This window comes from Lactimicrobium massiliense (assembly GCF_900343155.1).
GTDB classification, from domain to species: domain Bacteria; phylum Bacillota_I; class Bacilli_A; order Erysipelotrichales; family Erysipelotrichaceae; genus Bulleidia; species Bulleidia massiliensis.
Genome location: NZ_OUNG01000002.1, coordinates 34246 through 48981 on the forward strand (window position 1 = coordinate 34246; position 14736 = coordinate 48981).

Annotated in this window: 8 protein-coding genes and 1 other annotated feature; all 8 genes read right to left on the reverse strand. The window is 50.1% G+C overall.

Features of this window, described 5'->3' with window-relative positions; genetic code table 11:
* Positions 1-37 precede the first annotated feature (37 nt).
* Positions 38-2902, reverse strand: a complete 2865-nt coding sequence (gene uvrA, locus DHU66_RS03595) for an excinuclease ABC subunit UvrA (RefSeq protein WP_108774536.1) — start codon at positions 2900-2902, stop codon at positions 38-40.
* Positions 2892-5426, reverse strand: a complete 2535-nt coding sequence (gene mutS / locus DHU66_RS03600; RefSeq protein ID WP_108774537.1) for a DNA mismatch repair protein MutS — start codon at positions 5424-5426, stop codon at positions 2892-2894. Before mutS ends, uvrA begins: the two co-directional genes overlap by 11 nt.
* A 202-nt stretch (positions 5427-5628) precedes the next feature.
* Entirely contained in the window at positions 5629-7479 is a 1851-nt protein-coding gene (locus tag DHU66_RS03605; RefSeq protein WP_108774538.1) for a PTS sucrose transporter subunit IIABC, read from the reverse strand.
* Positions 7480-7482: 3 nt separating this feature from the next.
* Positions 7483-8463, reverse strand: a complete 981-nt coding sequence (locus DHU66_RS03610) for a PfkB family carbohydrate kinase (protein WP_108774539.1) — start codon at positions 8461-8463, stop codon at positions 7483-7485.
* A gap of 308 nt (positions 8464-8771) precedes the next feature.
* Positions 8772-9752, reverse strand: a complete 981-nt coding sequence (locus DHU66_RS03615; RefSeq protein ID WP_108774540.1) for a helix-turn-helix domain-containing protein — start codon at positions 9750-9752, stop codon at positions 8772-8774.
* Between the two features lie 356 nt (positions 9753-10108).
* A complete protein-coding gene (locus tag DHU66_RS03620) occupies positions 10109-11659 on the reverse strand; it encodes a PTS sugar transporter subunit IIBC family protein (protein WP_108774541.1) in 1551 nt (516 codons plus the stop codon).
* Positions 11660-11675: 16 nt separating this feature from the next.
* Positions 11676-12452 (reverse strand): diacylglycerol kinase catalytic domain-containing protein, encoded by a 777-nt coding sequence (locus DHU66_RS03625; RefSeq protein ID WP_108774542.1) that lies wholly within the window; start codon positions 12450-12452, stop codon positions 11676-11678.
* A gap of 41 nt (positions 12453-12493) precedes the next feature.
* Entirely contained in the window at positions 12494-14434 is a 1941-nt protein-coding gene (metG, locus tag DHU66_RS03630; RefSeq protein WP_108774543.1) for a methionine--tRNA ligase, read from the reverse strand.
* Between the two features lie 35 nt (positions 14435-14469).
* Positions 14470-14677: a binding site (T-box leader), on the reverse strand.
* Between the last annotated feature and the right edge of the window lie 59 nt (positions 14678-14736).

The window sequence follows — 14736 nt, forward strand, 5'->3', positions numbered from 1 at the left end:
CAGACAATTTCATACTACCGTCACATAAAAAGCTGCCTCAGGCAGCTTTTTCATTCCCTTCACGATGATCATGCTCTTTTGTCCACTTGAGCGCTTTGATCAGATACTGTCCGGTCCAGCTTTCCTTGCAGGCTGCCACCTGCTCTGGTGTGCCTGTGCACACAACCGTACCGCCGCCGTCACCGCCTTCCGGACCAAGATCAATGATCCAGTCAGCACACTTGATGACATCCAGATTATGCTCAATGACAATGACTGTATCACCGCCATCTACGATTCTTTCCAGCACGGCAATCAGACGTTTGACATCATCCGTATGCAGACCGGTGGTCGGCTCATCCAGGATGTATACTGTTCTGCCGGTTGCCACTTTCTGCAGTTCCGTAGCCAGCTTGACACGCTGTGCCTCACCGCCGGAAAGGGTTGTACTTGCCTGACCGAGCTTGATATAGCCAAGGCCCACATCATACAGCGTCTGCAGCTTACGCTTGATCTTGGGATGATTGCCAAAGAACTGCAGCGCTTCTTCCACTGACATCTCCAGGACATCATAGATGTTCTTACCCTTGTACGTGCACTGCAGGGTTTCTTCGTTATAGCGCTTGCCATGGCACACTTCACATGGCACATACACATCCGGCAGGAAGTTCATGCGGATGACCTTGACGCCATCACCCTGGCAGGCTTCACAGCGGCCGCCTTTTGTATTAAACGAGAAGCGGCCCTTGTCATAGCCTCTTAATCTTGCCTCAGGCGTGTGGGCAAACACATCGCGGATATCATCAAATACACCGGTATACGTAGCTGGATTGGAACGCGGCGTTCTGCCGATCGGTGCCTGATCAATCTGCACAAGCTTGTCGATATTCTCCAGACCCTTGATCGACCTGAACTTGCCTGGATGCACTTTCTGTCTGCCTAAATTCTGCAGAACTGCCTGCATCAGCACATCATTGACGAGCGTACTCTTGCCGGAACCGGATACACCGGTGACCAGCACCAGCTCACCAAGCGGGAACTTCACATTGATCTTCTTCAGGTTATGTTCCTGGACGCCGCGCAGTTCGATAAACTTACCGTTGCCTTTTCTTCTTTCTTTTGGCAGCGGAATGATTTTTCTGCCGGCAAGGTAATCACCGGTGATGGATCCCGGTGTGTTCATGACCTGCTGCGGGGTGCCGTTGGCCATGACCTGACCGCCATGGATGCCGGCACCCGGGCCGATATCCACGATCCAGTCAGAAGCCATCATCGTCTCTTCATCATGTTCGACAACAATCAGGCTGTTGCCAAGATCCCGCATGCTCTTCATGGTCGCAATGAGCTTGGCATTGTCACGCTGGTGCAAGCCGATGCTTGGCTCATCCATGACATACAGTACACCGGACAGCTGGGAGCCGATCTGGGTAGCCAGACGGATCCGCTGGCTCTCACCGCCGCTCAGCGTGCCTGCCAGTCTGTCCAGAGTCAGGTAATCCAGGCCGACATTGGAAAGGAACTGCAGACGGCTGCGGATTTCCTTGATGACAAGATCGGCAATCTTTGCCTTCTCTGCATCCAGCTTCAGATCATTCAGCCAGAGCAGAGCCTGCTTGACACTCATCTTCGTGAAGTCAGCGATGTTCTTGTCGCCAACCATGACACTTAAAGCCTGTTCATTGAGACGGTCGCCATGGCACTGGCGGCATGGTGTTTCTGCCATGTAGGAATGATAGTAATCCTTGTTCCAGGAAGAAGTTGTCTCAACATACCGGCGTTCAATCAGATCCTTGACGCCTTCAATATAGTCATTGCGGGAATACGTATTGCCGCCGGAAGAGGTGATGCGGTAAGAGATCGGCTTGTCAGAGCCATGCAGAATGCGCTGCATCTGATAGTCACTCAAGGATGACAGCGGCGCATCAAGATCGATGTCATAGGCCTTGCACAGCACACAGAATGTCTGCCACTCGATGTTGTCGCTATCGACCAGATTCTTATAGTAGCGAATGCCGCCCTTTCTGATCGAAAGAGAAAGATCCGGCATCAGATTACTGATGTCGACTTCCTCGGTAATGCCAAGGCCATGGCATACCGGACAGGCACCCAATGGTGCATTGAACGAGAACAGTCTTGGCTCCAGATGCGGTACAGAAAAGCCGCAGATCTTGCAGGCATAGTTGCTGGAAAACAGCATTTCCTTGTCACCGGCAAGCACCGTTGCCATGCCGTCTGCCAGAGAAAGAGCTGTCTCAATAGAGTCATGAATACGGGATTTGGAATCATCGTTCTTGATGATGCGGTCCACAATGACATCAATGCGGTGGCGCTTGTTCTTTTCCAGTTCAATGTCTTCTTCCAGCATGCGGATTTCACCATCCACCCGCACACGCACATAGCCATCCTTCAGCAGCTTGGCAAAGGTATCCTTGAAGGTACCTTTCTTCTCTTTGACAATCGGTGCCATGATGGTCAGTCTGGTACGCTCCGGCAGGGCCATGACGGCATCCACCATCTCGGTAATGGTCTGACCGGTAATCGGAATATGATGATGCGGGCAGTACGGCACGCCGCATCTTGCATATAACAGACGCAGATAGTCATAGATTTCCGTCACCGTGCCAACGGTAGAACGCGGATTGTTGGATGTTGTCTTCTGGTCGATGGAAATAGCCGGAGACAGTCCTTCAATCATCTCAACATTCGGCTTTTCCACACCGCCCAGAAACTGTCTGGCATAGGCAGACAGTGATTCGACATATCTTCTCTGCCCTTCGGCATAAATCGTATCAAAGGCCAGAGATGTCTTGCCAGAGCCGGAAAGTCCGGTCATCACGACCAGTTTGTTCTTCGGAATTTCCAGGGAAATATTCTTCAGGTTGTTTTCCTTTGCCCCCCGGATCATCAGCTTATCATTTGCCATTGGAATCCTTCTTTGCCTCCATCACAAGATCCGAAAGCATCACCCACGCCTGGCGCGGACTCATATTGTCCACATCAGCCTCCTTCAGCTGGGCGATGATCGTCTCTGCCTCTGTATCTTCCTTCTTCATTTCAATCAGCTGATAGCTCTGCTGCACAACCCGCTTCTTGCTTTCCAACTGTTTCTGCAGATCTTTGGCACGCTCCAGCACGCTGTCCGGCAGACCGGCCAGACGCGCGACATTAATACCATACGAATGGCCTGCCGGCCCATCCTTCATCCGATACAGGAAGGTCACTTTGTCGTTGTCTTCCTTCACAGCCACATGCATATTGCGCACACAGCCGATCGAGTCGACAAGTGTCGTCAGTTCATGGTAGTGGGTTGAAAACATCGTCTTGGCATGCACACAGGCTGCGATATATTCAATCATTGCCTGGGCCAGTGCCATGCCATCATACGTACTGGTGCCTCTGCCGATCTCATCAAACAGAATCAAAGAGCGCGGTGTGGCATTCTGCAGAGCACGGTTAGCTTCACTCATCTCCACCATGAATGTAGACTGACCGGACAGGATATCATCAGAAGCGCCAATACGCGTAAAGATCTTGTCAAACACCGGCATCTTACATGACTTGGCAGGTACATAGCAGCCCATCTGGGCCATGACGACAAGCAGTGCTGTCTGGCGCATATAGGTCGATTTACCACCCATGTTCGGACCGGTAATGAGAAGAATACTCTCCTTGGCATCCATGTGCACTGAATTTGCTATATAGCGGGGATCTTTCATCAGCTCATCCAGAATCGGATGCCTGCCGCTGACAATGTCCAGCACGTCATCGTCAAACACCGGCCGCACATAGCCATAGGAAGACGTACTTTCCGCCAGAGCCTGCAGCACATCGATCTCACTGAGCACAGATGCCAGTTTCTGCAGACGGGGCAGATAGCCCTGGATCTCATGGAGGAGATTGTTGAAGAGCTCTTTCTCCAGATTGACCGCATTCTCCTGGGCATGCAGAATCATGTCTTCCTTTTCTTTTAATACCGGTGAGATAAAACGCTCACAGCCGGTCAGTGTCTGTTTGCGCACATAGCCCCATTCCGGTTTTACCTGCTGTGCCGCAGCCTTGGAAATCTCAATATAATAGCCAAAGATCTTGTTGTATCCAATCTTCAGGGTTTTAATGCCAGTACGTTCCTTTTCAGATGCTTCCATGCTGGCAATAAAATCCTGACCGGAGCGTGCCATCTGTCTGGCTTCATCCAGACCGGCATTGTAGCCATCGCGGAAGACGCCGCCATTGCTCAAAACAACCGGCGGATTTTCGACAAAGGCATCCCTGAGCTGATCATATAATGGCGTCAGCGGATCCACATCCTTCAGCCTGCCAAAGGCATCATCCTGGATGCAGGCAAGTACGGACGGCACGGCCGCAAGGGTTTTGGTAAGACGCACAAGATCAACCGGATTGGCAGACATCATCGCACAGCGTGCAATCAGACGGGAAAGGTCATACACACCATCCAACGCATCGCGCAGGTTCTGGCGCATCATGAAGTTGTTGCACAGATACTGCACGCAGTCATATCGGGCATTGATGCGTTTTTGATCGACCAGCGGCTTTTCAATCCAGCGGCGCAGAAGACGCGATCCCATCGCACTCTTGCACTTATCCAGAAACGACCAGAGCGTAATGTTCTTGCCATTGGGATGCAGCGACACGGTCAGCTCCAGATTGCGCTGGGTATCATAGTCCATATCCAGGAAATCTTCTTCATTTTCAATCTGGCATGTTTCCAGATGGGACAGCATATGTTTCTGCGTCTGCTCGAGATAGTTGAGCATCAGGCCATAGGCAGAGCGCTCATAGTCCTTCTTCAGATTCTCACATAACGGCTCATATTCACTCTTGATGCCATCTTCCTCGCAATAGGAAATGACAACCTGCATCTGCCGCAAAGACTTGATCAGACGCTGCGGGAAGCCTTCCCTGACAACCACCTCACGGATATTGTTCTTCATGACCGTCTGGACAAGCACAGTATCCTTATGGGCAACATCTTCCACAAAGTTTTCACCGGTGCTGGCTTCGACTACGGCAAAGCTGTATCCATAGCCATAATCACAGATGGCCCCAAGATAGACAGAACTCTTGTCATCGGTGATTTCATCCATGATGGTGCCAGGTGTGATAATGCGGATCACATCACGCTTGACCAAGCCGACTGCTTTCTTAGGATCTTCCATCTGTTCCACGATGGCTACCTTGTAGCCTCTTGCCACAAGCCGCTGCACATAGGAAGAAACGGCATGGTGAGGAACACCGCACATTGGAATCCGCTCCGGCACGCCAGCATTCTTTCCCGTTAATACAAGATCCAGCTCTTTGGAGGCAAGCTGGGCATCATCAAAAAACATCTCATAAAAATCACCAATGCGGTAGAACACAATCGTATCCGGATACTGTTCCTTGACCTTCAGATACTGCTCAATCATCGGTGAATACTTTTCTGCCATAGTGCCTCCCCTTAATTTGCCCCGCTATTATAGCATCTGTTGCAAGTACAAAAAGCATGACCAGCATTGACATTTCAGCAAATAGCAAGTCATGTATGATGATGTGTTAAGGATCATGTAAGATATTTTCAGAGCGAAAAAAGAACTTTCCGGTGGAAAATCCTAATGATTCTCCATCAGAAAGTTCTTATTGACTGATTCGTTATGCAGCTTTCTTGAGATCTGTGAACTGGGCACCATTGGTTACGACCACAATGACCGTATCCGGATGTCCGGCATCCTTGATCTTCTTTCTGTCAAAATGAATGAGCTTCTGTCCCTTGGTGATTTCATCATCCTGTTTGACAAAGGCTTCAAAGCCATCACCATTCATTGCGACGGTATCAATGCCAATGTGAATCAGTACTTCAATGCCATCCTTGGATGTGACGCCAATGGCATGCTTGGTCGGGAACAGCATTGTGACTTTGCCATCAAACGGCGCCGCAACTGTACCGTTTGCCGGTTCAATACCGACAGACGGACCCATGGTTTCCTGGGCAAACATCGGATCTGCAATCTCAGAAGCAGGAATGACCTTGCCGGCAACCGGCTGAGCAACGTTGCCCTTCTCGGTTGTGAAGACATCCTTTGTCTCCATCTCCGGCTCTTCGCCGCCTTCTTCTTCGACTTCCTTATTATCACGGAAGGTTACAAATGTGATACCGAAGGCAACCGCAAAGGATACAGCTAACAGAATGGTATAGGTCAGCGGATTCGACGCAATCAGATAGCCCGGCAGACCGGTAACGCCATTGGCAGTTGCGCCAAGGCCGGTGATGGCACCAACCAGAGAACCGGCGGCACCGCCGATCATAGCAGCGACAAACGGCTTGAAGAAACGCAGGTTGACACCGAAGATGGCAGGCTCGGTAATGCCAAGAGAAGCAGACATGGAAGCCGGCACAGCCAGTGCCTTGGTATGTCTGTCTCTTGTCTTAAGACCTACGGCAAGGCAGGCACCGAACTGGGCAAAGTTGGCAGCCGAAGCAATCGGCATCCAGGTGTTCAGATGACCCTGGGCAAGCATGCCAAGCTCGATCGTGTTGTACATGTGATGCAGACCCATGACGACAGTGACAGGATACAGCGCACCCATTGCCGCGGCGCCGATCGGGTTGGCAACCAGCCATGTAGCACCGTTAAGAACAAGTGTTTCCAATGCAGAGAAGATCGGGCCGATGACCATGAAGGTTGCCAGTGCCGTGACAACAACGGTTGTCAGCGGCGTGACAAACAGGTCGATCATCTCCGGCACATGCTTGTGCAGCCACTTCTCGAGGCTGCTCATGACATAGACAGAGATGACAATCGGAATGACATGGCCCTGGTAGCCTAACTGGTTGACCTGGCCAAGTGTATAGCTGCCAATCTTCAGACCATGGCCAAACAGGTACCATACCTTGTAGCCATCAGCGGCATTCCAGCCGTTGGTCAGGCTTGGATGGACCATCATCAGACCAATGACAGCCCCCAGATAGACATTGCCGCCAAATACCTTGGCAGCACTGATCGCTACCAGTACAGGCAGGAACGTGAAGGCTGTGTTGGCAGCCATATCCAGGAAGCCGTACCAGTCAGTGGACGCAAAGTTCGGAATGGCATGGCCGAGCGCTTCGACCAGGCCCATCATCAGACCAGCAGCGACGATAGCCGGCAGAATCGGAACGAAGACATCACCAAGTGTCTTGATCAGACGTTTCCACCACGGCATGTTGGCAGCCGCTGCTGCCTTGACATCCTCTTTGGAACCAGCAGCGACACCGGACACGGCAATAAACTCATCATAGACTTTATTGACCGTACCAGTACCGATGATGATCTGCAGCTGTCCATTGGAATTGAAGACACCCTGTACACCCTCTGTGTTCTCAATTGCCTTGACATCTACCTTGCTGTTGTCGACGATTGCCAGACGCAGTCTCGTTGCGCAGTGTGCAGCACTGGCGATGTTGTCTTTTCCACCCAGATGGGAATAGATCTCTTCCGCACACTTTCTGTAATCCAATGCCATAAATTAATTCTCCCCCTTGATAAATGCATTGATTTCCTGTTCAGTTGGCATCACACGCAGAGCACCTTTGCGTGTTGTGACGATCGATGCCGCCGCATTGGCACGCACCAGCATCGCATGAAGCTTCTCTTCATCCAGTCCTTCCAGACCTTCTGACAATACAGTATCCAGCACACATGCACAGAACGTATCACCGGCACCGGTTGTCTCAATCGTGCCTTTCTGCAGAAAGGCAGGCACATCCGCACGGGCACCATTGGCAAAGGCACTGCTGCCATCCGGTCCCTTGGACAGCGCAATCAGTTTCAGATTCGGATACTTCTGCTGCAGATACGCAACCCCCTGGTCAAAGTCATCATAACCTGTAAACCACTGGATCTCATTGTCAGAGATCTTCAGGATATCTGCCTGCTGCATGCCCCAGTCAATCTGTTCCTTTGCTGCATCCAGCGTCGGCCACAGCGGCTCACGCAAATTTGGATCAAATGAAATCAGAAGATTGTGTGCCCTGGCATACCGAATAGCCAGCTTTGTAGCACTGCGGGCAGGCTCATCAGTCAAAGACAGCGAGCCAAAATGGAAGATCCTTGAACTGGCAATCAGATTCTCATCAATCTCATCTGCCCGCAGATCCACATCCGCACCCGGATTCCGGTAAAAAGCAAAATCACGGTCGCCATTTTCCAGCTTCAAAACCAGAGCCAGCGTCGTATGAACCTTGTCATCATACCTGAGTCCTAGGTCTGAAATACCCTGTTCCACAATCGTACGGGCAAGCATCTGGCCAAAGCCGTCATTGCCTACCTTTCCAATAAAGACTGTTCTGCGATGCAGACGGGACAGCATGCTTAAAACATTGCATGGTGCACCGCCCGGATTAGCCTCCAGAAGAGGATTCCCCTGCTCTGATTTTCCATTCTCTGTAAAATCAATCAGAAGCTCGCCAAGCGCAGCCACATCAAAAGCTTTCTTTTCCTCACTCATGTCTGTAACTCCTATGCATTTATGCAACTCAACACTAGCATAAAAAGGGTCTCACCGCCATATGCGGGAAACCCAAATACCATTATTTTGAATACGGTTCTTTCATCCAATTATCAACAGCTATCTTCCTTATTCTGTTTCAGGTACTTTACACATGCAAGAATTACCAGAATCATTATGGCAATATTCAGCACTGCTGAAAGGAAGCGGCACTTGCACAGAAAATCTATATCTCACAGTGTCAGCTATGATTTTCTGGCATTCATGCCGCTTTTACTCCACTATATCCCTAATACCGCCTATTCGGCTCATTGATCATTCATCTTTCTTTCATGCACCATAATATATTCCGGCTCCGGCGTCCATTTCTTCACCAGCTCGTCTTCAGTTTTTTCCTGGGAGTTATATTCCAGATCCAGAATAGAGTGCTTATGAAAAGGCGAGTCAAATGAAATCTCCCTGACCACAGCCGGAACTCTTGTTTCGATCAGAATCGCAGAGAACATATGATTCAGTCGTGCATTCTGCATCAGCCGACAGAATTCATCAAACAGTTCCTCATCCGCGAAGCAGAAGCTCACCTTTTCTGGTGAATAGGCGTGAGTATCTTGCCAGGCATCTGTCAGAAACAGCAGGGATGATTCCCGGATCACATTTCTGGCAAGCCGGTTGACAGAGAAGCCTCTCTCTCTGAAATCTTCCGCCCTCTGTGGAAAGAAGAGGAAATCCCAACGATACTGGAAAATACTTTGATTGTTTCCGTAAGGGATATCCCCGTATACTAGTATTTCAAAATCAGTCTTCACTTCCGCTCCAAACATTGTTGAAACAGCATTGAACGTGAGCGGCCCTGCCTCATATTTCTTTTTGTCGACATGCTGCTGCAGAGCATTTTTTATCGCTTTGCGCATCAGGGATGCTGCCGAAGCAAATGTCTGCTTTCCCGGGTTGCGCAGCGGCATTCTGCGCCGATACTGATCAGCCTCCGATTTCTGGGCATATCCGCTTGCCCGTGCAAGTTCCATAGCCGTCATGGAATCCTTTGTCTCTGCGTGACATGCAATCCGGACGATGTTCTCAAGAGACAGCGGTTCCACTGTCTTTCCATTCTGAATTCTGGATAGCGTTGCGGTACTAATACCTGTCTCACTGGCAAACTGTCTCTGCGACCGTTTACCCTGTGCTTTCCGTATCAGCTCTGCAACCTTCTGATCATCCGGCCTGAAATATTGTTCCAGTTCTTCCTGAAGTTTTTCGGTCATCATGGTAATTTCCTTATCCGTTATCATCCTCGTTTTCCTCCCGTTTCTTATTACCGTACCGCTTTGCTTGCGGTACTGTTGCAAGGATACTATAGCAAATGTCGCTGTGTTATCAATAGCTGTAACATTGTTTATGCGTTTCACTTGCTTTTATCACGCTGAATACCAATAATACATCTTTACTTCAGTACATACACTGCTGAAATATGGCCTTCTTGTCAGATTGTCTGTAAATATCCACGGTGGTGCAGAATGCCATCACTCTGTAAAAACGGAATCGTGCCTGGTTATGCAATTTCAATCATTCTTTCCGCGTGCCTTCATATCTGTCTCGGGCAAATCATAAAAGCCGCCTTTGATCGGCGGCCTGTGCTATTTTTTGATTACATTGTGTCTCTGACACCGCTGCGTATTCCATTCCTGATACTCCTTGCCGCCATTGTGCTGACGGGACCGCAGGTCACTGCCACGCCATCCGGTGTTTCCAGTACTCTTACTCCGCCCAGTCTGATCAGGCGTTCCGTATCAATCATGCTCTGATCATAGAGACTGATATACAGGGTATCAAAGGAACTGTCTGCCCGGACGATATTGGACAGGCCGCCGACGGCGCGCTCTGTTTCCAGGACGAGTTCCTTTGCCCGGCCGCCTTTGAACAGATCCAGAGCAAGATAGCGGAAGTACAGACGGGATGCGGCAAACCAGACAAGGAAGCAGACTGCACCGATCAGAACAAGTTTCAGGATGGAGGAGCGCAGGCTGTCTGTCTGCAGATAGGCAAGCAGTTCCATCAGGGTTCCGGGCATGGCGACCATTGTCAGTGAAGAGGTTGTATAGTAGCCAAGGTAGATCTGCAGTCCCTGCAGCAGGGCAAACAGGATGCCGGTCAGGCCAAGATGAATCACAAACAGAAGAGGTGCCACAAACAGAAGAGCAATTTCTGCCGGCAGCAAAATGCCGGAAAACAGAGAGACAATTGTCAGCAGGAAAACAGTCAGAGACTGACGGCGGCGTCTGGTTCTGTCTGTGGTCAGCGAAAGTGTGCCCCAGAGCAGGCCAGGTACTGCAAAGATATTCAGGATGTAATATGGTGTGAAGTAACGGCCGGCCATGCCGTTGAGGGCGCCGGCAGAGTATTGTGCAGTCCAGACACTGGCATCGCCGGTGATGGTTGTACCCGCTGCACTTACCCAGGAGCCGCCCTGCGTACTGTACCAGAATGGTGTCCTGAACAAAGTGCCAAGGTTCAGTACGCCAAAGATCCTGTCCAGCACACCATAGAAGCCCAGCATGGCAGATGAGCTTGTATCACTGGCCAGGAAACTGATGCCTCTGTTTAACACTGCAATCAGATACGGCCAGGCAAGTGCAATCACAATGCCGCATAATGCACTTAGCAGGACGGTCTTGACGAAGACGACACTGCTGAATGAGAAGTGACTGCCCTGTTCCGGTACATTCTTTGTATGACGGAAGCAGAAGATTGTCACCGCTGCCACAATGACCATGGCAAAGACACCTGTCTGCAAAGGATATACCGTCACTGTCTGGCTGGAGTACTTCACGCTCTGTGACATCGAGATGCCAAGGATAGAGGAATAGGCACTGGCAGGAAGGGAATTGCTGTGCAGCACCATGGTTGCTGACAGATACGCAGCGTAGCCGCCAATGGCTGCCAGAATCGTGGTGTAGGAAGAAGCGCGTCTTGATACAAGACGAATCAGAAACAGCAGTGGAAAGTTGACGATCAGGAAAGAACCAGTCCGGGACAAAATCATTGCGGCCGTCGTCAGCCATCCGGAATGGACGGTATACAGGATGCTGAAAACTGGATTGACAAGCAGATTGCCAATGCCGAGAAAGACATATCCGACAACCATGATCTCCAGTGGTGTTTTCAGCAGTTCATAGAATGAGTGCCAGATTTTCTGCATTGTCACTTTCCTCCTTTCAGAACAGGCTCTTCAGTCTGTCAAAATAGCTGACCTGTCTGCCTCTGAGCATGCGGACTGAAAGATCCGGGGAGGTATGCATGGTGATGCTTTTAACACCATCCAGCGGCAGAACATCTGAGTCTACTCCTAATAATGCATGGTCAAAGCTTTCCGATTCAAAGCGCAGCTGGGTATTCTCACACATCACAATCGGTGAACCCAGTGATCTGTATTTGACATGATGAATGCCGGCAATCTCTGTCATCTCAATAAAGCGCAATCCTTCCTGGATCACTGCCCCGCCCAGAGAACGGTTATACGCAGTCGAGCCAAGCTGGGTGCACACACAGATGCCGGTGCCCCTGAAATCCTCGAACTTTCTGTCATTGACATAGATTTCCATGACCTGTGTCCTTGCTGCATTTTCAATCCGGATTTCATTGATGCCATGTACTTCATGGCCGTCATAGTGGGCACTGAGGATGGGATAGCGGACTTCTGTACACTGGTCATTGACATAGGCAGAAACAAACGCATCCAGATCTGTATCCAGATAATCCGTATAGAAGCCAAGTGTCCCTGTATGAATGCCATAGAAGCACACTTCATCCAGGTGGGGCATATATTCATGTACGGCATAGATGAACGTGCCATCCCCGCCGATGACAAAGATTGTCTGCGGCATGTGAGGATCTTCCACACAGCCATATACCGCAAGTCTTTTCCGCAGCTGATCTGCGATCTTTGCCGAAGTTTCATCCGGTCTTATTACAAGTGCATATCTTTTATTCATGAAACCTCCAAAAAGGAGATGCTTTCACATCTCCTCTTACTTTAACAGATTTTCGTTCCCGGTTTGAGACCGTTTACTTCAACCACGGCAATTTCCTTGTCATTCTTTCCCGCCAAGAGCATGCCCCTGCTTTCCACACCGCGGAAGACATGCGGTTTCAGGTTGGCAATCACAACGATGTTCTTGCCAATGACCTGACCAGGTGTATAGGAGCTTGCCAGACCAGACACAATCTGTCTTGGCTTATCCTCACCCAGATCTACCTGCAGGACATACAGTTTGTCCGCATTGGGATGATGTTCACAGGATACCACTCTGCCAACCCGCAGATCCAGCTTGTCAAAGTCATCGACCGTGACTTCCTGCTTCTTCTCGGCCTGCACAGCTCTTTCCTTGGCAATGCGTGCATTGATCACATCAACCTTGGCCATGACTTCCTTCTCATTCAGACGGGCGAACAGAATCTCCGGATGATCCGTGATCGTAATGCCGGTTTCCAGCTGCCCAAAGCTCTGAATGGAATCGTAGTCAGTATGTACTGTATTCAGACTCTTGAGAATCTTATCTGCTGTATCCGGCAGATATGCCTTCAGCAGTACGCCTGCTGTACGGATGGCTTCCAGCAGGTTGTAGAGAACCGTTGCCAGACGCCCGCTCTTGCCAGGATCCTTGGCCAGAGACCACGGCATCGTCTCATCAATGTACTTATTGCAGCGGGAGAACAGATCCAGAATCAGCTGGATCGCATCTGCCACACGGAGCTCATCCATCTTGGCATTGACCAGGCGGACCGTGTCGCTGACAGCCTGTTTCAGCTCTTCATCCACCGGTTCATCATCATGCGGATTGGAGACCAGGCCATTGAAGTACTTGTTCTCCATGGACAGTGTACGGTTGACCAGGTTGCCGAGGTTGTTGGCAAGATCTGCGTTGATTCTGTCAATCATCAGGTCATAGGTCACATGGCCATCCTGGGCAAACGGCATCTCATGCAGCATGATGAAACGTACGGCATCCACGCCAAACAGGGATACCAGATCATCCGCATAGATGACATTGCCGGCGGACTTGCTCATCTTTGCATCACCGGTTAACAGCCACGGATGACCGAATACCTGCTTTGGCAGCGGCTCACCCAGTGCCATTAACATAATCGGCCAGTAGATGGTATGGAAGCGGACAATGTCCTTGCCAATCAGATGCAGATCAGCCGGCCAGTACTTCTTGTACAGCTCAGAACTGTTGCCATCAGCGTCATAGCCAAGACCGGTAATATAGTTGCTCAAAGCATCAATCCACACATAGATGACATGCTTTGGATCAAAGTCGACCGGAATGCCCCAGGAGAAGCTTGTACGGGATACACACAGATCCTGCAGGCCTGGTTTCAGGAAGTTGTTGAGCATTTCATTCTTTCTGCTCTCCGGCTGGATGAAGTCAGGATGTTCCTCAATGTACTTGATCAGACGCGGTGCATACTTGCTCATCTTGAAGAAGTACGCTTCTTCTTCCATCGGCTTGACATCATGGCCGCATACCGGGCACTTGCCATCTGCCGTCAGCTGGCTCTTGGTATAGAACGCCTCACACTCCTGGCAGTACATGCCCTCATACTTTCCTTTATAAATATCACCCTGCTCATAGAAGCGGCGGAAAATCTTCTGCACCTGCTTCTCATGATACGGATCGGTTGTCCGGATGAACTTGTCATAAGACACATTCATGACATCGAACTGTTCCCTAATCTCACCGGAAACCTTGTCAACAAACTCCTTCGGTGTCACACCGGCTGCCTTTGCCTTCTCTTCCACCTTCTGGCCATGTTCATCTGTACCAGTCTGGAAGCGGACATCATAACCCGTCAGTCTCTTATAACGGGCAATGGCATCTGCCAGGACAATCTCATACACATTGCCAATATGCGGTTTTCCACTCGTATAGGCAATGGCCGTCGTAATATAGTACTTTCCCTTATCACTCATCTGCTGCACCTCCTTATAAAATAAAAACGTCCTGCTGAAAGGACGTATTTCACGCGGTACCACCTTTATCTTGCCTGCAATTCACAGACCACTCAACAGCTTTAACGCAGCCAACGTGCCATGCTCAACATTCACACAGCCTGCTCCAGGACCATCTTCCTCTTCCCCTCCATACCGGCCTTCCACCATATACCGGCTCGCTTCATATCAGATAAAGAGTACTCTTCCCTTCCCTGCATTTGCTTTCTTATTATATGTGAGCTGTCAACATTTGCAAAGATCATGCCATGCCAATTTCCACC

Coding starts and splice junctions, on each gene's coding strand:
- uvrA (WP_108774536.1), bottom strand. CDS start 2,902: ATGGCAAATGATAAGCTGATGATCCGGGGGGCAAAGGAAAACAACCTG.
- mutS (WP_108774537.1), bottom strand. CDS start 5,426: ATGGCAGAAAAGTATTCACCGATGATTGAGCAGTATCTGAAGGTCAAG.
- DHU66_RS03605 (WP_108774538.1), bottom strand. CDS start 7,479: ATGGCATTGGATTACAGAAAGTGTGCGGAAGAGATCTATTCCCATCTG.
- DHU66_RS03610 (WP_108774539.1), bottom strand. CDS start 8,463: ATGAGTGAGGAAAAGAAAGCTTTTGATGTGGCTGCGCTTGGCGAGCTT.
- DHU66_RS03615 (WP_108774540.1), bottom strand. CDS start 9,752: ATGATAACGGATAAGGAAATTACCATGATGACCGAAAAACTTCAGGAA.
- DHU66_RS03620 (WP_108774541.1), bottom strand. CDS start 11,659: ATGCAGAAAATCTGGCACTCATTCTATGAACTGCTGAAAACACCACTG.
- DHU66_RS03625 (WP_108774542.1), bottom strand. CDS start 12,452: ATGAATAAAAGATATGCACTTGTAATAAGACCGGATGAAACTTCGGCA.
- metG (WP_108774543.1), bottom strand. CDS start 14,434: ATGAGTGATAAGGGAAAGTACTATATTACGACGGCCATTGCCTATACG.